This is a genomic window from Streptomyces lunaelactis (assembly GCF_003054555.1).
Classification (GTDB): domain Bacteria; phylum Actinomycetota; class Actinomycetes; order Streptomycetales; family Streptomycetaceae; genus Streptomyces; species Streptomyces lunaelactis.
In genome coordinates this window covers 5,705,128-5,723,721 of the sequence record NZ_CP026304.1, presented here as the reverse complement: position 1 = coordinate 5,723,721, position 18,594 = coordinate 5,705,128, and the positions used below count along the sequence as shown (strand labels likewise).

Here is an 18,594-nt window from a genome sequence, read left to right as displayed (position 1 = left end):
CCCGTGCCCCCAACCCCCGTCGGCCCAGAGCCGAGCGAGGGAGAGCCCCACGTGACCATCGCGCCAGCCGATCCGGCTTCAGGCATCTTTGAGCAGCAGGTGGCCGACGGCCCCGGGACCGCGCTTCTGCGGACCCTGACCGATCTCACCGCCGATCTGCCGGACACCGACCCGGGACGGGTCGCCGCCGCCGCGCTGCGCGGCCGGCACGCCGGATCGGACGCGGCCGAGCTCCGGAGCCTGGCCACCGACGCTGCCGCGGGGCTGATCTCCGAGGACCCGGCCTACTCGCGGCTCGCCGCTCGTCTGCTGACCCGTCATATCGCAGACGAGGCAGCCGGACAGGGCGCGGTGTCGTTCTCCGCCTCCGTCGCGGTGGGGCACCGTGAGGGTCTGATCGCCGACCGTACGGCCGAGTTCGTGACGCTGCACACCGCACGCCTCGACTCCCTCATCGACCGGGCCGCCGACGACCGCTTCGGCTACTTCGGGCTGCGCACCCTCTACAGCCGCTACCTCCTCCGCCACCCGATCACCCGTCAGGTGATCGAGACGCCCCAGCACTTCATGCTGCGCGTCGCCTGCGGGCTCGCCGAGAACGACAGCACCCGCGCCCTGGACGAGGTCGCCGCCCTGTACGGCCTGATGAGCCGACTGGACTACCTCCCCTCGTCCCCCACGCTCTTCAACTCCGGCACCCGCCACCCGCAGATGTCCTCCTGCTATCTGCTGGACTCGCCGCTGGACGAGCTCGACTCGATCTACGACCGCTACCACCAGGTGGCGCGGCTGTCGAAGCACGCGGGCGGCATCGGCCTCTCCTACTCCCGTATCCGCTCGCGCGGTTCGCTGATCCGCGGCACCAACGGGCACTCCAACGGCATCGTCCCGTTCCTCAAGACCCTCGACGCCTCGGTCGCCGCGGTGAACCAGGGCGGCCGGCGCAAGGGCGCCGCCGCCGTCTACCTGGAGACCTGGCACTCCGACATCGAGGAGTTCCTGGAGCTGCGCGACAACACCGGTGAGGACGCCCGGCGTACGCACAATCTGAACCTCGCGCACTGGATCCCGGACGAATTCATGCGCCGCGTCGAGGCCGACGGCGACTGGTCGCTGTTCTCGCCTGCCGATGTGCCGGAGCTGGTCGACCTGTGGGGCGACGAGTTCGACGCCGCGTACCGCAAGGCGGAGGCCGCGGGTCTTGCGCAGAAGTCCATGCCGGCCCGTGAACTGTACGGCCGGATGATGCGGACGCTCGCCCAGACGGGCCAGGGCTGGATGACGTTCAAGGACGCCTCGAACCGCACGGCCAACCAGACCGCCGAGCCGGGCAGGGTCGTCCACTCCTCGAACCTGTGCACCGAGATCCTGGAGGTGACGGACGACGGGGAGACGGCCGTCTGCAACCTCGGCTCGGTCAACCTCGGTTCGTTCGTGCTCGCGTCGGGAGACATCGACTGGGAGCGGCTGGACGAGACCGTCCGTACGGCCGTCACCTTCCTCGACCGCGTCGTCGACATCAACTTCTACCCGACCGAGCAGGCCGGCCGCTCCAACGCCAAGTGGCGCCCGGTGGGCCTGGGCGCGATGGGTCTCCAGGACGTCTTCTTCAAGCTCCGCCTGCCCTTCGGCTCGCCCGAGGCGAAGGCGCTCTCCACGAAGATCGCCGAGCGGATCATGCTCGCCGCTTACGAGGCGTCCTGCGAACTCGCCGAGCGCAACGGCCCGCTGCCCGCCTGGTCCCAGACGCGTGCGGCCCGTGGCGTGCTGCACCCCGACCACTACGACGCCGAGCTCAACTGGCCGGAGCGCTGGGACGCGCTGCGCGCCCGGGTCGCGTCGAGCGGTATGCGCAACTCCCTGCTGCTCGCCATCGCGCCGACCGCGACCATCGCCTCGATCGCCGGTGTGTACGAGTGCATCGAGCCGCAGGTCTCCAACCTCTTCAAGCGCGAGACGCTGAGCGGTGAGTTCCTCCAGGTCAACGGCTACCTGGTGGCGGAGCTGAAGAAGCTCGGCGTATGGGACGCGCAGACCCGTGAGGCGCTGCGCGAGTCCAGCGGTTCGGTGCAGGGCTTCAGCTGGATCCCGGACGAAGTCCGCGCGCTGTACCGCACGGCGTGGGAGATCCCGCAGCGCGGCCTGATCGACATGGCGGCGGCCCGTACGCCGTTCCTGGACCAGAGCCAGTCGCTGAACCTGTTCCTGGAGACGCCGACGATCGGCAAGCTCAGCTCGATGTACGCGTACGCCTGGAAGCAGGGGCTGAAGACGACGTACTACCTGCGCTCCCGCCCGGCGACGCGCATCGCCCGCGCCGCTCAGTCCGCTCCCATCCCCGTGCAGCAGGCCTCCGCGCCCGACGCCGACGCGATCGCCTGCTCTCTCGAAAACCCCGAGTCCTGCGAGGCCTGCCAGTGATGACCACCCCGAACGCCGAAAAGAACCTCCTCGACCCGGGCTTTGAGCTGACCCTCCGTCCGATGCGCTACCCGGACTTCTACGAGCGCTACCGCGACGCGATCAAGAACACCTGGACCGTCGAGGAGGTCGACCTCCACTCCGACGTCGCCGACCTCGCCAAGCTCACGCCGGGCGAGCAGCACATGATCGGCCGCCTTGTCGCCTTCTTCGCGACGGGCGACTCGATCGTCTCCAACAACCTGGTGCTCACGCTCTACAAGCACATCAACTCCCCCGAGGCGCGGCTGTATCTTTCGCGCCAGCTCTTCGAGGAGGCCGTGCACGTCCAGTTCTATCTGACGCTGCTCGACACCTATCTGCCCAACCCGGACGACCGGGCGGCCGCCTTCGACGCGGTCGAGGAGATTCCCTCCATCCGGGAGAAGGCCCAGTTCTGCTTCAAGTGGATGGACTCTGTCGAGAAGATCGACCGGCTGGAGACGAAGGCCGACCGCCGCCGCTTCCTGCTGAACCTGATCTGCTTCGCGGCCTGCATCGAGGGCCTGTTCTTCTACGGCGCGTTCGCGTACGTCTACTGGTTCCGCTCGCGCGGCCTGCTGCACGGCCTGGCCACCGGCACCAACTGGGTGTTCCGGGACGAGACGATGCACATGAACTTCGCCTTCGAGGTCGTGGACACGGTCCGCAAGGAGGAGCCGGAGCTCTTCGACGACGCGCTCCAGCAGCAGGTCACCGACATGCTCAGGGAGGCCGTGGAGGCGGAGCTGCAGTTCGGCCGAGACCTGTGCGGTGACGGGCTGCCGGGGATGAACACCGAGTCGATGCGCGAGTACCTCCAGTGCGTCGCCGACCAGCGCCTCACGCGGCTGGGCTTCGCTCCGGTGTACGGCTCGGAGAACCCGTTCTCCTTCATGGAGCTGCAGGGCGTCCAGGAGCTGACGAACTTCTTCGAGCGCCGTCCGTCCGCGTACCAGGTGGCGGTCGAGGGCTCGGTCGGCTTCGACGACGACTTCTAGACCCCGTAAAACGCCCTTCGGCCCTCACCTCAAACGCCGGCAACTCCAGCCCCGCCGGCGTTTGAGGAGCAGGGCTTGGGACGGATCCCCACCATGAGCCTCGATGCAGGCGCGGGGTCCTGCGCGGAGACCCGCCGCTGCGTCCGACGCTGCGCGGCCCGACGCAGCTGGCGGTCGATGACACGGTCCCTGGCGAACCCGACGAACGAGGGAAGCGTGATCAGCGCGAACAGGGCGGCTACGAAGAGGTAGCTCAGGAATGTGTTCATGTCCTTCACTGTCGTCCTCTCGGCGCAAAGAAGTCAGTGGCAGGACTGTCAGCAACCATCGAATTACTGCCACACTGGTTCCATGCTGAAAAACGTGGCTGCCGTCCTGCTGGACGAGGTGCATCCCTTCGAGCTCGGCGTCGTCAGCGAGGTGTTCGGCCTCGACCGCGGCGACGACGGACTGCCCGTCTACGACTTCGCCGCGGTCTCCGCCGAGGGCCCCACCCTGCGCACGCACGCCGGGTTCACGATCAGTACTCCGTACGGCCTCGAACGGCTGGAGGAGGCCGATCTCATCGCCATCCCCACCGGTGGCTCGTACGAGGTTCGCGACTACCCCGAGGAGCTCCTCGACGCGCTGCGACGCGCCGTGGACCGCGGCGCCCGGGTGCTCAGCGTCTGCACCGGCGCGTTCGTCCTCGGCGCCGCCGGACTGCTCGACGGCCGCCACTGCACCACCCACTGGCGGCACACCCAGGCGCTGGCCCGCCGTCATCCGCGGGCGCTCGTCGACCCCGATGTGCTGTACGTCGACGAGGGTCCGGTGATCACCTCGGCCGGCACCGCGGCGGCGATCGACGCCTGCCTCCATGTCGTACGCCAGGAGCACGGCCCCGAGATCGCCAACCAGGTCGCCCGCCGGATGGTGGTGCCGCCGCACCGCGACGGGGGCCAGGCGCAGTACATCGAGCGCCCGCTGCCGCGCACCTCGTGCGACACGGTCGGCGACGTCCTGTCCTGGATGGAGCGGCATCTGGACCGTGAGTTGACCGTCGAGCAGCTCGCCGACCGGGCGCACATGTCGCCGCGCACCTTCGCCCGCCGCTTCCAGCAGGAGACGGGCACCACTCCCTACCGCTGGCTGCTGCGCCAACGGGTGCTGCTGTCACAGGAGTTGCTGGAGTCGACCGACGACACGGTGGACGCGATCGCCGGCCGCGCCGGATTCGGCAACGCGGCCGGCCTGCGCCATCATTTCCTCCGTACGCTCGGCACCACGCCGAACGCATACCGCCGCACCTTCCGGGGGCCGGTGCGCGGGGTCGCCTGATCGCATCCCGCGGTCAGAGATCGGACACCGCGGTCAGATACCGCAGCTCGATGCCGACCAGAAGCGGCTCGCGCGGTGGTCGACATGCGTGTGGTCGCTGTGGCCCGGGTATCCCGGGCCCAGGATCCCGTTGAAGCCGTGGCTGCGGGCCTGCTGCGCCAGCTTGCACAGGGAGTGCGGGCCCGCGCCCAGATCCGCCGCGTCGCCGTACAGATGACGGCTGCCCGCCGCGCCGCCGACGGCGTCATTGCAGGCCTGCGAGCGGAATCCGCTGGTCACGGTGACCGGCTGGTCGCCGAGCGCATGCCGCAGAGCCTCCAGTTTCCACATCGTGCGCAGCGCGTTGGACTTCGCGGTCGCCGCGCTCACCGCCCCGCCGGCCCAGGTGCTGTTGCAGTCGTTGAGCTCGCCGTAGCCGAAGTGGACGGGCGTGCAGTCGTCGTCCTGGAGCGCGTAGAGCTTGGAGAAGGTGGCGGGCCCCGCGACGCCGTCGGAGCCGAGTCCGTACGCCGACTGGAACCGCTTGACCGCCGCGGTGGTCGCCGGACCGTAGTCGCCGTCGATGGCGAGCACGCCGCCGGAGCCCGGATGCCCGGCGACCCGGATCTGCAGCTGGGTGACATCGGCGCCGTTCGCCCCTTGGGAGAGCGTGCGCGACCAGGTGTAGCAGCCGTCCGCCTGGGCGGTGCCGGCCGTGGCCACGACCCCGGCCAGCGCTGCAGCCATGAGCATGACAAATGAGAGAAGGAATCGTGAGGTACGCCGGAACATCGGGCCTCCATACGGTGAGAACCGTGAGAGCGGTGTACCGCAGAGACTGACGGGACGGTCGACGCGCGTCAACAGGGTCTCGTGGGGCGTCATTTGTCCGCCCAATGACGGCGGCGGGACCCGCTCCCGGGGAGCGGGTCCCGTCGCCGCGAACAGCTCAGAGGTTCCGGCGGCTCAGAGGTTCGGGACCGTCTCGTACCGCGGCGTGCCCTCTTCCATCTGCCGCAGCGCGTCCTTGCGGTCCCGCTTCGAGAGCCGGTCGATGTACAGGTAGCCGTACAGGTGGTCCGTCTCGTGCTGCAGGCAGCGGGCGAAGTACCCCGTGCCGCGCACCTTGATCGGGTTGCCCTCGGCGTCCTGGCCGTGCACCACCGCGTGGTCGGGGCGGGCCAGCGAGGCGTACGCCGTCGGAACGGAGAGGCAGCCCTCGTTGGCGTCGTCGAGGACGCGCAGCTCCGGCGGCAGCTCCTCCAGGACCGGGTTGCAGACGACCCCGGTGTGGCGCGCGCCGTCGTCGTCCGGGCAGTCGTACACGAAGACCTTCAGGTCCACGCCGATCTGGTTGGCGGCCAGGCCCACGCCCTCCGCCGCCTTCTGGCTGGCGAACATGTCGTCGATCAGCGCGGCGAGCCTGTCGTCGAACTCGGTGACGTCCTTGCACTCCTTGTGCAGCACGGGATTGCCGACGACCGTGATCGAGCGCGCAGTGCCGCGCTCGCGGTACGCCAGCTCGCGCTCCTCGCAGTCCTCCGTGTCGACGACGAAGCCGTCGTTCACCTGCTCGTCCGTCTGCTGCTGCGCCATGTCCGCTTCTGCGCCTTCCTGAAAACCCGAATCCGACCCGTACAGCCTACTGGCCAGGAATCAGCAGACTTCCTCGAGATCCCGCCACTCGCGGGAGTCGGGGCTGTCGGCGACCCAGCCGTCCAGCAGGCCCCGCACGAGACCGGCGGGGGCCGCGATGCCGCACTCGCGCTCCGGGGACCACATGTCGCCGGCCGTGCGGTGGCCCAGCGGCCCGGGGTGGCCGGGCTCGCTGTGGTCGTGCGGGTCGAGGTGCTCGCCCTCACCCTCGGCGCTGGGCATCCGGCTCTCGGAACAGGACCGGCACAGCAGCCGTACGGACGAGGACCAGTCCTCGGCGGCGAATCCGGCGTCGGAGGCGAGCCGCTCCAGGGCGTCCCGGTCGGCCTCCGTCGCGGCCTCGAGGAGGACCACCCAGGTGGGAACGGGCGAGGGAGCCCAGAGCTCGATCTCGTCGAAGACGGGGTAGGAGGGGCCCGCGGTGGTGGTGCGCTCGCCGTGGGGCACGCCGTCGTGCAGGACGACCTCGCCCCAGCGGCGCCCGGAGGACGGCAGCGGGATGGAGAGCACTTCTATCCGTGCCGGGTCGAGCCTGCGGCCCCACACCACCTCGGCCTCGCCCTCGGGCGAGAGGCGGACGGCGGCGCTGCCCAGCTCCATGCCGACCGGCTCGCCGTTGGCGGCGGCCGCGCCGGGCACCTTGAGTCCGTACGCCTGCCAGGAGCGACGGGCCAGCGGCCAGTCCTGCAGGGCGGTGGCGGCAATCCCGACGTTCCACCAGTCGGGGGCGCCGGTCTCCTTGTCCAGCAGCGCGACGGCCCGCAGGCCGGCGGCGCGCGCCTGCTCCCAGTCGTGCCGGAACTTGTGCAGCAGCGCCAGGTTGAACCAGGACTCGGAGAGCCAGGGCTCAAGATCCGCCGCCCGTGTCAGGAGCGCTCCCGCGTCCTCGTACCGGCCGTCGCCGATCAGCGTGAACGCGCGGTCCGTGGCCTGCCGCCACGAGGCGGAGGGCCTATGCCGTACCTTCCCGAAGATCCTCACGATTCCCGCCTGCCGGTCGCTCGGGCCTCTGCCCCCGGACACCCTCTTCTTCGCATCCAACCATGCCCGGTCACAGGCTCGCTCATTACCCATGGGTTACCCAGGTGGGACCGGGGCCAGACCGCCTCGTGCGAGGACTCTGGCAAGCGATTCCACAACCTCCGGCTGGTAGTCGTGGCCGGTGCCGAGCCGCAGCCGTTCGAGTGCGGTGAGCGCACCGCCCGCTGTTCCTCCGCTTCCCCCGGCCAGATCGTCGTATGCGTTGACGGCCCGGACGATCCGGGCGGGGAGCGGCTGCTCGCGGTACGGATCGGCCTGCCGCTCCACGACGACGGCGACGGCCGCGGGGACGCCGGTCTGGCGTACCACCGCGCCCCCGAGCAGGGCGATCCGGCGCTGTTCGGCGACGGGCAGGGGGGCGGTGGCCCCGTCCGGAACCGGATCCACGAGGGAGAGCTGCCCGATGTCGTGCATCAGCGCCGCGTACTCCAGAACCGTCAGATCGGGCCCGGAAAGCCCCAGCTCACGCCCGACGGCGGTGCTGAGCGCCGCGACCCTGCGGGCGTGACCCGGCTGGGTGTACCCGGCGATCTCGGTGGCCCGGGCGAGGGAGGCGATGGTCTGCCGGTAGGTGGTCCTGACGGCGGCGTACCGGCGGAAGGACAGCTGGGTGAGGAGGAGCGGTACGCAGAAGACGGGCAGCGCCCAGAGCCCGGCGACGGCGACGGAGAGGGCCATGACGGCTCCGGTGGCGCAGACGGCGGAGCCGATGCCGAGGAGGGCTCTCAGCTCGTCGCGGAGGAGGGGCCCGTACGGATAGCGGGTGCGGGCCCGGAGCATCGCGGCGGCGAGGACGGCGTCGCAGAGGGCGGTGAGGACGAGCAGCACGAGGAGGAATACGGCGTAGTACACGCCGTGCCCGACGGCTTTGCCCAACTCCCCGGAGTTGTAGAGCGGCTGAAAGCACACGGCGGCGAACCCTACGGTCAGCACCCGCCGCGCCACATGATCGAGCGCGGGCCCGCTCCCCCGCGCGACATGCGGTACGGCCCCGGCGAGCGCGGCCGCGACGACGACGGCGACGACCTGAAGCACCCCATGCGTGGTGGGCTCCCCCGCACACTCCCCGAGCAGCGCATACGCCAGCGCCCCGGCGGCCCCGAGCGGCGCGGGCTCCCGCTCCCCGGGCAGCGCACCCCACCGGGCGAACTCCCCGACGGCTATCAGAGCTCCGAACGCAAGGGCGTTCCCGGGCTGTTCCACGCCGAACCAGAGCGTCCACGCGAGCCCGCCGGCGGTGAGCAGTGCGGCGGCGGTGTACACAACGCCGACAACGAGCCCGGTGGGCCGTGTCACGCCGCACCTGCTGAGGTGGCAGGGGCGGTTGGTGCCCGGCGCTCCGGTGGCTCGCACACCACGGTGGCGCCGCAGGCCACGGCGGCCCGCGGGCGACAGCGCGAACCCGCCCCCCCCGGCCCCCGGCGCGACGCGCCCGCGCCCGCCACAGGCCGGGCGATCCGCCCCCGGGGGCCGGGGGGCCTGCCCCTGTTTCGGGAAGGGGCGGGGTGGGGAAACTCCGCCCTCACCCCGGCCCGCCGCCCGGCGCCCGGGCCCCCCCGCGCCACCACCCGCACCGGTTGTGGCGGGACGTTTCGCGCGGCGCCGGCGCTGCGCCCGCCTCGTCCGCCGTCACCGCCGTCTCCCATCCGTGCCGCTTCAGCGCCCGCGCCAGGGCCCGCACCATCTGCGGGTCGAACTGCGTCCCCGCGCAGCGCCTCAGCTCCTCCAGCGCCTCCCCCACCGGCCGCGCCCGCCGGTACGACCTCGTCGAGGTCATCGCGTCGAACGCGTCCGCCACCGCCACCACCCGCGCGAACTCCGGGATCTGGCCCCCGGCAAGCCCGTACGGATACCCGCTCCCGTCGAGCCGCTCGTGGTGGTGCAGGATCGCCGCCCGTGCCTCCCCCAGGAACCCGATGCCGCGCACCATCTCGTGCCCGTACTCCGGGTGCAGCTCGATCACCCGCCGCTCCTCCGGAGTCAGCGGTCCGTCCTTGCGCAGCACCCGCGTCGGCACGCCGAGCTTCCCCACGTCGTGGAGGATCCCGGCGAACCGGAGCACCTCCAGCCGCCGCTCGTCCATGCTCAGCTCGCGCGCGATCAGCACCGACGCCCGCCCCACCCGCTCGCTGTGCCCACGGGTGTACTTGTCCTTGAGGTCGACCGCCTGCACCAGCGCCCGGATCGTCGCCTGATGGGCCGCGCGCTCACGGTGGTACTGCGCGAAGATCCAGCAGGAGATGTACATCGGCAGCAGTACGAAGAGCGCGGAGAGCGGCCCGTACGGGCTGCGCCACAGCACCGCCATCATCAGTCCGGCCAGCCCGTGCACACAGTGCGGCGCCAGCGAGCGCAGCAGCAGCCCGCGCCAGGCGGTCCGTACGGGCACTCGCTCCGCGGTGGCGAGGATGCCGCCGTCGAGCGCGGTCAGCACCAGGCAGAAGGCGAGCGCCCCGGCCGCCGCCGGTACCAGCGCGTACGGAAAGTCCGGCGCTCTCAGCGTCCGCGCCCCGTCGAGCAGCAGATACGCCTGCGCCGCGCCCCAGGTCGCCAGCGCCGGCTGCGCCGCCCGCCAGATCCGGCGTACTGCGGCAGGGCGCTTGTCCACCCGCCCCACCAGCGCGCCGGGCACGGCGACGAGCGCGGCCGCGGCGGGCGGCAGGAGAAACGCCGCCGCGAGCAGTACGGGGAAGAAGGATCCGGCGCCCACCGGCACCGAGCCGCCGAGGTAGCGAGACCGGGCGGGCATCTCGCACACCGCGTACAGCCCGGCCAGCAGCAGCACGCTGCTCCAGGGCACCGCGGCGCCCGGACGCAGCAGAGGCAGCGTGCACGCCGCAGCGCACAGCACCGCGCACAGAATGTACGCGCGTGCCGCCGTGGGTATGGCTCTCACTGCCCAGCCCTCTCCTCAAATCGAGGGCCAGGCTAGCGAGTTGAGGGGTGCACGGCGGGCTGAAGCCGGCTATTCGCACCTACGGGTGACACACGCCGTATACGCGGGGGACAACTGCGCGAGACATGCACGAAAGAAAGAAGAGGTGCGCCGCAGACAAGAAAGGTGCGCCGCGACAACCGCGGCGCACCTTCGAGTCTGCTGACCTGTGCCGTGCCTACTCGGTGGCGACGCCCGGCAGCTCCGCGCCGGCGACCGTCACATCGTGGTCGGGCACGGCCTGCCCCGACCGGATCAGATCGATGCGCCCCATGACCTTGGCCCGCAGATCGGCGGGCACATCGTCATGTCCGCAGCACCGCTTGACCAGCTTCTTCACGGCCTGCTCCAGACCGTACTTCTCCAGGCACGGTGAGCACTCCTCGAAGTGCACCTCGAACTTGGTGCAGTCGCTGTCGGGCATCTCATGGTCGAGAAACTCATAGAGATGGTCCAGGACCTCTGAGCAGTCTGTCTCGTGCGGCTCTCCGCAGCTCATGAGCCTGAGCCTTTCGCGTCGTTCGACTCTCCTGCACCGGCCGGGACGAGCCCGCGGTCACGGGCGTAGTCCTCCAGCATGCCGCGCAGTTGACGGCGGCCACGGTGCAGTCGGGACATCACCGTACCGATGGGTGTTCCCATGATGTCCGCGATCTCCTTGTACGCAAAGCCCTCTACGTCGGCGAGATAGACCGCGATGCGGAACTCTTCGGGGATCGCCTGGAGTGCCGACTTGACGTCCGAATCCGGCAGATGGTCCAGCGCCTGCGACTCGGCGGAGCGCAGCCCCGTGGACATGTGCGACTCGGCGCGTGCGAGCTGCCAGTCCTCGATCTCCTCGGCGGCGCTGCGCTGGGGCTCGCGCTGCTTCTTGCGGTACGAGTTGATAAAAGTGTTCGTGAGAATCCGGTACAGCCACGCCTTGAGGTTCGTGCCCTCGCGGAACTGGTGGAAGGAGCCGTACGCCTTGGCATACGTCTCCTGCACGAGATCCTCGGCATCGGCCGGATTGCGCGTCATGCGCAGCGCGGCCGAGTACATCTGGTCGAGGTAACCGAGGGCGTCCCGCTCGAAGCGGGAATTGCGCTCGGCGGTCGTCTCCTCGGACTGCTCCGCCTGGCCGTCGTCGGTCCCTGCGTCGGTCCCAGTGACCGGACCCACCTCCTCCAACGATGTCGCGAGGCCCAATGCGGACCCGCTCGAATCGGAGGATAGACGACGATCCGCTCCGCCCGCCGCCCGAGCAGGGACGGTCTTTGCCGCGGAAAGCACCGTCCACTCCAGGTCAGCGGCGTGCGAGCGGCTCGGGCAGATGGTCGAACCCATGCGTGGGACTCCCTACTCCATGCTCTGTCTAATGTCGTTCCGACACCCCCCACAACAGTGGTAAACGGCTCATCATTCCCGTAGCCCACGGGCCCACGCGGCGACCGCGTCCGTGATGATGCTCACGACCTCGGTCTCCCGCATTCCCGCCCGTTTGGGCACGGCGAACCCGTGATCCCCGTACGGGACTACCACCAGCTCGTAGGCGCCGTCGGGGAACTCCTCGGGCTTCCCGAAGGGATCGTTGCCGCCCTGTACGACGAGGGTCGGCACCCCGGCTCCGAGGAGCTCCTCCGCACGGGACTTCTCGGGCCTGCCGGGCGGATGCAGCGGGAAGCTCAGCGCGAGCACACCGACGGCACCGAGCTCCTGAGCGGTCCGGCAGGCGACCCGCGCCCCGGCACTGCGCCCACCGCTGACGACGGGCAGCCCCGGCTTCTCGAGCAGCGGCCAGACGCCGCGCCACCCCACATCGAGGGTCTTGGGCGCGGGCGCCACCTTCTTCCCGGCCACCCGCCACGGCTGCTCCACGAGCGCAACGGTGACCCGGTCCGCGGGCAGCACTCCCGCGATCCCCTGCAGATCCCGCGCTCCGATCCCGCCCCCGGCCCCGTGACCGAGCGCAAGCACCAGCTGCGCCCGCTCGGCCGGGTACCAGGTGACGCGCGCGTCACCGGCGGCTGTCTCCACCATCTCGATGCGACTCACGAGCCCCATCCTGCCGCTCTTGCGGCCCGGGAAGCCTCTCCCACCCCGCACAACGCCACCCCGCGGTCAGAACAGCGTCCCGACCTCCGGCGCCGCCAGCTCCTCCAGCAGCTCAGGCCCGTTGTTCCGCACATTGCTCACGGCCGTCGTCACCGGATACGCCCTCATCAGCCCACCCGGCGGCGCCTCCAGCATCCCCCGCAGCTCCTCCACGTCCGTCCTGGACGGGTCCAGCCACGCGTCCCACCGGTCGGGCGTCAGCATCAGCGGCATCCGCGGGTGGATGTCCGACAGCGAACGCGGCCCCTCCGCGGGCGCCACGCCCAGCGGCCCCGTCTCCGCCTCCGTCGTGATCACCGAGCACGTCACCCACCACGCCTGCGGATGCTCGTCCGCCAGCGTGCGGTCGCGCCAGAACTCGTACAGCCCCGCCATCGCGAAGACGGACCCGTCGGACGGGGTCACAAAGTACGGCTGCTTCCGCGGCCGCTTCTTCTTCCCCTCGACCTCGAGTTCCCGCTCCGTGACCCCGGTCACCCACTCGTAATAGCCGTCCGCCGGAAGAATGCACCGCCGCGCGGCGAAGGGCCTGCGGAACGACGGCTTCTCGTGCAGCGTCTCCGCCCGCGCGTTGATCATCCGCGCCCCGCCCTCCGGGGACTTCGCCCACGAAGGCACGAGTCCCCACTTCAGCGCCCGCAGCTGGCGAACCGGACTGCGGTCCTCGGCGTCCTTAACAGGGCGCTCGAGAATCGCGTAGACCTCCTTCGTGGGGGCCACGTTCCAGTCGGGCGCCAGCGTCTCCTCCGGCTCCCACTTCTCGACCTCGAAGAGTCCCGCGAGATCCTCGGGCCTACGACTCGCTGCATACCGTCCGCACATAAGTGCCAGACTGCCACTCCCGCCCGCCGCCCGAGGAGCCGCCCGAGAAATGGCCAGCACCGACCCCGCCCCCATCCTCACCAGCTCATCCTTCAGCAGTCTGTGGGACCGCGTCTTCGGCGCTCAGCCCGTTCCCGACGAGTGGCTCGTCATCATCACCGGCCTGGTCGCCCTCGGCGCCGTCATACCCCGCCCCCTCTGGCGCCTCTCCCGCAACGCGATCACCATCGCCCACGAAGGCGGCCACGGCCTCGTCGCCCTGCTCACCGGCCGCCGCCTCGACGGCATCCGACTGCACTCCGACACGAGCGGTCTCACCGTCAGCGCCGGCAAGCCGACCGGCCTCGGCATGATCCTGACCGCCGCCGCGGGCTACACCGCGCCGCCGCTGCTCGGCCTCGGCGGCGCCTGGCTGCTCGCCGCGCACCACATCACGCTGCTCCTCTGGCTGGCCACCGCGCTGCTCCTCGCGATGCTGGTGATGATCCGCAACGCGTACGGCGCCCTCACCGTGATCCTCACCGGTGCCGCCTTCCTCCTGGTCTCGTGGCTGACAGAGCCCGAGGTACAGGCCGCCTTCGCCTACGCCGCCGTCTGGTTCCTGCTGCTCGGTGGCGTACGACCGGCCTTCGAGCTCCAGTCCAAGCGCCGTCACGGCGGGGCCCCGGACTCGGACGCCGATCAGCTCTCCCGGCTGACCCATGTGCCTGCCGCCATGTGGCTGTTCCTCTTCCACGCCGTGTCACTCTGTTCACTGATCGGCGGCGGTCGCTGGCTGCTCGGCCTCTAGGGCCTCTCGGGACCGGGAAAGCGCCGCTACCGCGCCTCTACCATCCTCCGATTACGCCCCGGTTTCGCCATATTTGATCAAGATCTGGCTCTTCGTCGAGCCACTAAAGTGATGGCCATGACCGAAAGCTCCGTGCACCCCGCCCTCTGGCCCGCCCCATCTGCGACCGGAGCCGTCGAAGCGACGGTCACCGTGCCCGGATCCAAATCGGTCACCAACCGGGCGCTGGTGCTCGCCGCTCTCGCCGCCGAACCCGGCTGGCTGCGCCGCCCGCTGCGCTCCCGCGACAGCTTCCTGATGGCCGAGTCGCTGCGCGCGCTCGGCGTCGGCATCGAGGAGGGCGTAGGACCCGACGGCGAGGGCGAGACCTGGCGCGTCATCCCCTCCGGTCTGCACGGTCCCGCCACGATCGACGTCGGCAACGCCGGTACGGTGATGCGCTTCCTGCCCCCCGTCGCCGCGCTGGCCGACGGCCCGGTCCGCTTCGACGGCGACCCCCGTTCGTACGAGCGCCCGCTGGGCGGCGTGATCGACGCCCTGCGCGTGCTCGGCGCCAGGATCGACGACGACGGCCGCGGCTCGCTCCCGATGACGGTGTTCGGCAGCGGGGCGCTGGACGGCGGCCCCGTCGAGATCGACGCCTCCTCGTCCTCCCAGTTCGTCTCGGCCCTGCTGCTGTCCGCGCCGCGCTTCAACCAGGGGGTGGAGGTACGGCACATCGGCGGCAGGCTCCCCTCGATGCCGCACATCCGGATGACCGTCGACATGCTCCGCGCCGTCGGCGCCCAGGTGGACGAGCCCGAGACCGGCGGTGAGCCCAATGTCTGGCGGGTCTCCCCCTCCGCCCTGCTCGGCCGTGACCTGACCGTCGAGCCGGATCTCTCCAACGCCCAGCCGTTCCTCGCGGCCGCGCTGGTCACCGGCGGCCGGGTCACCATCCCCGACTGGCCCGAACGCACCACCCAGCCCGGTGACGCGCTGCGCCGGATCTTCACCGAGATGGGCGGCTCCTGCGAGCTGACGGACGGCGGTCTGATCTTCACCGGCTCCGGCCGTATCCACGGCATCGACGTCGACCTCGGCGAGGTCGGCGAGCTGACCCCGGGCATCGCGGCGGTGGCGGCGCTCGCCGACTCCCCCTCCACGCTGCGCGGCGTCGCCCATCTGCGCCTCCATGAGACGGACCGCCTCGCGGCTCTCACCAAGGAGATCAACGAACTCGGCGGCGATGTCACCGAGACCGAGGACGGCCTCCGTATCCGCCCGCGCCCACTGCACGGCGGCGTCTTCCATACGTACGACGACCACCGCATGGCCACGGCCGGCGCGGTCATCGGCCTCGCGGTCGACGGCGTACAGATCGAGAACGTCGCGACCACCGCCAAGACGCTCCCCGATTTCCCGCGGATGTGGGCCGGAATGCTCGGGGCCTGAGGACATGCGCCGCTACGGCAAGAACCCCGACGAGGACGACATCCGCGTCCGCCCCAACCGCAAGGGCAACCGCCCGCGGACCAACATCCGCCCCAAGCACGAGGACGCGGTCGAGGGCATGATCCTCACCGTCGACCGGGGCCGGCTCACCTGCCTCGTCGACGACCGTGTCGTCATGGCGATGAAGGCCCGCGAACTGGGCCGCAAGGCGGCGGTGGTCGGCGACCGCGTCGGCATCGTCGGCGACCTCTCCGGCGAGAAGGACACCCTCGCCCGCATCGTCCGTATCGAGCCGCGCAAGTCCGTCCTGCGCCGCACGGCCGACGACGACGATCCGTTCGAGCGCGTGGTCGTCGCCAACGCCGACCAGCTGGCGATCGTGACGGCTCTGGCCGACCCCGAACCACGGCCGCGGCTGATCGACCGCTGCATCGTCGCGGCGTACGACGGCGGGCTCACGCCGCTGCTTGTCCTGACCAAGTCCGATCTGGCCTCGCCGGACGAGCTGCTGGAGAAGTACGGCGCGCTGGGCGTCCCCCACATCGTCACCACCCGCGACGAATTCGTTGACGGCGTCGCCGCCGAGCGGGTCCATGAACACCTCAAGGGCCGGACCACCGTGTTCGTCGGCCACTCCGGCGTGGGCAAGACGACCCTGGTCAACGCCCTCGTACCGCCTGAGCGCCGACGCAGCACCGGCCTGGTCAACGCGGTCACCGGCCGCGGCCGGCACACCACCACCTCCGCGCTCGCCCTGCCGCTGGCGGACAAGGAGGGCGGCTGGGTGATCGACACCCCGGGTGTGCGTTCCTTCGGGCTGCACCATGTCGATCCGTCCCGGGTGATCCTCGCCTTCCCCGATCTCGTACCGGGTACGGAGGGCTGTCCGCGCAACTGCAGTCATGACGAGCCCGACTGCGCGCTGGACCAGTGGGTGGCCGACGGGCACGCGGATCCGGCGCGGCTCGACTCACTGCGGCGGCTGCTCGCCACTCGGGAGCGACGCGAAGGCGACTGACCCACCGACGTTTGCGGCCCGCGGATGCTGGTAAGTGCATACTCGCACCAGAGCCCGACGAAGCAGTCACCGACCGATGCGGGAGGCAGGGACCATGGCGTGGCTGCTGGTGGTGGTCGCCGGGCTTCTCGAGACGGGCTTCGCGGTCTGCCTCAAGCTGTCGCACGGTTTCACCAGGCTCTGGCCGACGATCGCCTTCGCCAGTTTCGCGCTGGGAAGCTTCGGGCTGCTGACGCTCGCGCTGAAGAAGCTCGATGTGGGTCCCGCGTACGCCGTGTGGACCGGCATCGGCGCCGCGGGAACCGCGATCTACGGAATGGTCTTCCTCGACGACCTGGTCTCCACCCTCAAGATCGTCTCGATCTCGCTGGTGATCATCGGCGTCATCGGTCTGCAGCTCTCGGGCTCGTCGCACTGACCGCGGCCCGCACCAGTACACCGAGCTCCTCACCGACGGGCGCGCTCACATAACCGACGGGCGCGCTCACATAGGAGAGCGCGAGCCGCACGGCCAGCTCGCAGCGGTGCGCCAGATCGGCCGACTCCTCCTTCGCACGGCCGTCGTGACGGCCCGGGACCAGCGCGGCGATCGAGCGGTCCCGTACGGCCGCGACCAGCTCGGCCGGGGCTGGCAGCCCGACGTCCGCGCGGCGCTGGGCGGGCACTCCGGACATCGCGGCACCGCGGCGGGCGGGCTTGGGCACTGGCAGCCGTTCGCCCCAGCAGCCTGTGAGCAGGGCCCGCAGCAGCGGCTTCGCCCTGGCCTCTTCGACGGTCCACTCGGCGACCGCCACCAGCCGGTCCGCTGCCGGGGTCCGTTCGGCGAGCACCCGCTCCACGCCATGGAGATAGCGGTCGGCCTCGCGCCGCACCAGCGCGCGGGCCAGGCCGTCCTTGCTGCCGAACTCGTTGTAGAGGGTCTGCCGGGAGACCCCGGCGGCGGACGCGACATCGACCATTCGCACCCCTGACCAGGGCAGGTCTGCGAGCGCCGCGAGAGCGGCGTTCAGTAGGGACTCTCGCGCTGTAGGCATCGTCGCCTCCCAGGCCGTGCGGCCCTGCGCACAGAGTTGACGCGCGGCCCTCCGGTGTCAATAGCCCTGCCGGACAGGGACCCGGGATGGGCCGCAACAGCCCCGATAGAGTGACGACCATGCCCGACTACCACGATGATCTGCGTCTCGCCCATGTCCTCGCGGACGCCGCGGACGCCGCCACCATGGACCGGTTCAAGGCCCTGGACCTCAAGGTGGAGACCAAGCCGGACATGACCCCGGTGAGCGAGGCCGACAAGGGGGCGGAGGAGCTGATCCGCGGGCAGCTCAAGCGGGCACGGCCGCGGGACGCGATCCTCGGCGAGGAGTACGGCATCGAGGGCACCGGCCCCCGCCGCTGGGTCATCGACCCGATCGACGGCACCAAGAACTACGTACGCGGTGTGCCGGTGTGGGCGACGCTGATCTCGCTGATGGTGCAGGGAGAGGGCGGCTACCAGCCGGTCGTGGGTGTGGTCTCGGCCCCGGCGCTGGGCCGCCGCTGGTGGGCCGCGCAGGGCGGCGGCGCGTACACGGGCCGCAGTCTGACCTCCGCGAGCCGGCTGCGGGTCTCCAAGGTCGGCCGGATCCCGGATGCCTCGTTCGCGTACTCGTCGCTGACGGGCTGGGAGGAGTCGGGGCGGCTCGACGGGTTCATGGACCTGACCCGGGCCTGCTGGCGCACGCGCGGTTACGGCGATTTCTGGCCGTACATGATGGTCGCCGAGGGTTCGGTGGACATCTGTGCCGAGCCGGAGCTGTCGTTGTGGGACATGGCGGCGACCGCGATCGTGGTCCAGGAGGCGGGCGGATCGTTCACCGGTCTCGACGGACGCAAGGGTCCGCACAGCGGCAACGCGGCGGCGTCCAACGGCCTGCTGCACGAGGAACTGCTCGGCTATCTCAACCAGCGGTACTGACCGAGTGGTACGGATCCCCGGGCGCCGAACGAGCGGTACTGACGGCTTCGTACTGGCCCAGGGGCGCTGACCGGGCAGTTTCGGTTCACCCGCGCCGACGGGCGCATACAC

At 70.7% G+C, this 18,594-nt stretch carries 19 protein-coding genes; 8 read left to right on the top strand and 11 right to left on the bottom strand.

Translation table 11 applies throughout. The features are described from left to right. Positions 1–51 precede the first annotated feature (51 nt). Together SLUN_RS26550 and SLUN_RS26545 are read left to right on the top strand one after the other, a co-directional pair. The gene (locus SLUN_RS26550; protein ID WP_108152398.1) at positions 52–2,421 is read left to right on the top strand and encodes a ribonucleoside-diphosphate reductase subunit alpha; all 2,370 of its coding nucleotides are present in this window, start codon (positions 52–54) and stop codon (positions 2,419–2,421) included. Beyond that, positions 2,421–3,440: a ribonucleotide-diphosphate reductase subunit beta gene (locus SLUN_RS26545; RefSeq protein WP_108152396.1), complete on the top strand. Its 1,020-nt coding sequence runs from the start codon at positions 2,421–2,423 to the stop codon at positions 3,438–3,440. The genes SLUN_RS26550 and SLUN_RS26545 overlap by 1 nt, the downstream gene beginning before the upstream one ends. Before the next feature lie 29 nt (positions 3,441–3,469). Here the strand turns inward: SLUN_RS26545 and SLUN_RS26540 are convergent, their stop codons facing one another. Next, a complete protein-coding gene (locus tag SLUN_RS26540) occupies positions 3,470–3,709 on the bottom strand; it encodes a hypothetical protein (protein ID WP_159100328.1) in 240 nt (79 codons plus the stop codon). An 82-nt stretch (positions 3,710–3,791) separates the two neighbouring features. Here SLUN_RS26540 and SLUN_RS26535 point away from each other — a divergent pair, with 82 nt between their 5' ends. After that, positions 3,792–4,760 (top strand): helix-turn-helix domain-containing protein, encoded by a 969-nt coding sequence (locus tag SLUN_RS26535; protein ID WP_108152392.1) that lies wholly within the window; start codon positions 3,792–3,794, stop codon positions 4,758–4,760. Positions 4,761–4,793: 33 nt separating this feature from the next. On the opposite strand, the gene SLUN_RS26530 is transcribed toward SLUN_RS26535, so the two are convergent. The 9 genes from SLUN_RS26530 to SLUN_RS26490 form a co-directional block, all read right to left on the bottom strand. Beyond that, the gene (locus SLUN_RS26530; RefSeq protein WP_108152390.1) at positions 4,794–5,531 is read right to left on the bottom strand and encodes a D-Ala-D-Ala carboxypeptidase family metallohydrolase; all 738 of its coding nucleotides are present in this window, start codon (positions 5,529–5,531) and stop codon (positions 4,794–4,796) included. 174 nt (positions 5,532–5,705) lie between these two features. Further along, positions 5,706–6,335 carry a peptide deformylase gene (gene def / locus SLUN_RS26525; RefSeq protein WP_108152388.1) on the bottom strand — a complete coding sequence of 210 codons (630 nt, stop codon included), beginning with the start codon at positions 6,333–6,335 and terminating at the stop codon, positions 5,706–5,708. Between the two features lie 60 nt (positions 6,336–6,395). Next, on the bottom strand, positions 6,396–7,376 hold the full coding sequence (locus SLUN_RS26520; protein ID WP_108152386.1) for a tetratricopeptide repeat protein: 981 nt from the start codon (positions 7,374–7,376) through the stop codon (positions 6,396–6,398). Between the two features lie 96 nt (positions 7,377–7,472). Then, entirely contained in the window at positions 7,473–8,732 is a 1,260-nt protein-coding gene (locus tag SLUN_RS26515) for an HD-GYP domain-containing protein (protein WP_108152384.1), read from the bottom strand. Between the two features lie 226 nt (positions 8,733–8,958). Continuing rightward, positions 8,959–10,332: an HD-GYP domain-containing protein gene (locus SLUN_RS26510; RefSeq protein WP_108152383.1), complete on the bottom strand. Its 1,374-nt coding sequence runs from the start codon at positions 10,330–10,332 to the stop codon at positions 8,959–8,961. Between the two features lie 217 nt (positions 10,333–10,549). Beyond that, a complete protein-coding gene (gene rsrA, locus SLUN_RS26505) occupies positions 10,550–10,870 on the bottom strand; it encodes a mycothiol system anti-sigma-R factor (RefSeq protein WP_108152382.1) in 321 nt (106 codons plus the stop codon). Further along, positions 10,867–11,532 carry a sigma-70 family RNA polymerase sigma factor gene (locus SLUN_RS26500; protein WP_170146612.1) on the bottom strand — a complete coding sequence of 222 codons (666 nt, stop codon included), beginning with the start codon at positions 11,530–11,532 and terminating at the stop codon, positions 10,867–10,869. Before SLUN_RS26500 ends, rsrA begins: the two co-directional genes overlap by 4 nt. Positions 11,533–11,769: 237 nt before the next feature. Next, entirely contained in the window at positions 11,770–12,414 is a 645-nt protein-coding gene (locus SLUN_RS26495; protein WP_108152379.1) for an alpha/beta hydrolase family protein, read from the bottom strand. Positions 12,415–12,471: 57 nt separating this feature from the next. Then, positions 12,472–13,287 (bottom strand): SOS response-associated peptidase, encoded by an 816-nt coding sequence (locus tag SLUN_RS26490; protein ID WP_108152377.1) that lies wholly within the window; start codon positions 13,285–13,287, stop codon positions 12,472–12,474. A 49-nt stretch (positions 13,288–13,336) separates the two neighbouring features. Between SLUN_RS26490 and SLUN_RS26485 the strand changes: the two genes are divergently transcribed. The 4 genes from SLUN_RS26485 to SLUN_RS26470 all read left to right on the top strand — a co-directional run bounded on the left by SLUN_RS26485 (position 13,337) and on the right by SLUN_RS26470 (position 16,947). Next, positions 13,337–14,077, top strand: coding sequence for a M50 family metallopeptidase (locus SLUN_RS26485; RefSeq protein WP_108152375.1), 741 nt, complete (start codon positions 13,337–13,339; stop codon positions 14,075–14,077). Positions 14,078–14,194: 117 nt separating this feature from the next. Beyond that, positions 14,195–15,511 carry a 3-phosphoshikimate 1-carboxyvinyltransferase gene (gene aroA, locus SLUN_RS26480; RefSeq protein ID WP_108152373.1) on the top strand — a complete coding sequence of 439 codons (1,317 nt, stop codon included), beginning with the start codon at positions 14,195–14,197 and terminating at the stop codon, positions 15,509–15,511. 4 nt (positions 15,512–15,515) lie between these two features. Then, entirely contained in the window at positions 15,516–16,529 is a 1,014-nt protein-coding gene (gene rsgA, locus SLUN_RS26475) for a ribosome small subunit-dependent GTPase A (RefSeq protein WP_108152371.1), read from the top strand. A 94-nt stretch (positions 16,530–16,623) separates the two neighbouring features. Beyond that, positions 16,624–16,947: a DMT family transporter gene (locus tag SLUN_RS26470; RefSeq protein WP_108152369.1), complete on the top strand. Its 324-nt coding sequence runs from the start codon at positions 16,624–16,626 to the stop codon at positions 16,945–16,947. Here the strand turns inward: SLUN_RS26470 and SLUN_RS26465 are convergent. Then, positions 16,913–17,563, bottom strand: a complete 651-nt coding sequence (locus SLUN_RS26465) for a TetR/AcrR family transcriptional regulator (RefSeq protein ID WP_108152367.1) — start codon at positions 17,561–17,563, stop codon at positions 16,913–16,915. The genes SLUN_RS26470 and SLUN_RS26465 overlap by 35 nt on opposite strands. Positions 17,564–17,682: 119 nt before the next feature. Here SLUN_RS26465 and hisN point away from each other — a divergent pair, with 119 nt between their 5' ends. Next, a complete protein-coding gene (hisN, locus tag SLUN_RS26460) occupies positions 17,683–18,483 on the top strand; it encodes a histidinol-phosphatase (RefSeq protein ID WP_108152364.1) in 801 nt (266 codons plus the stop codon). The last annotated feature ends 111 nt before the right edge of the window (positions 18,484–18,594 follow it).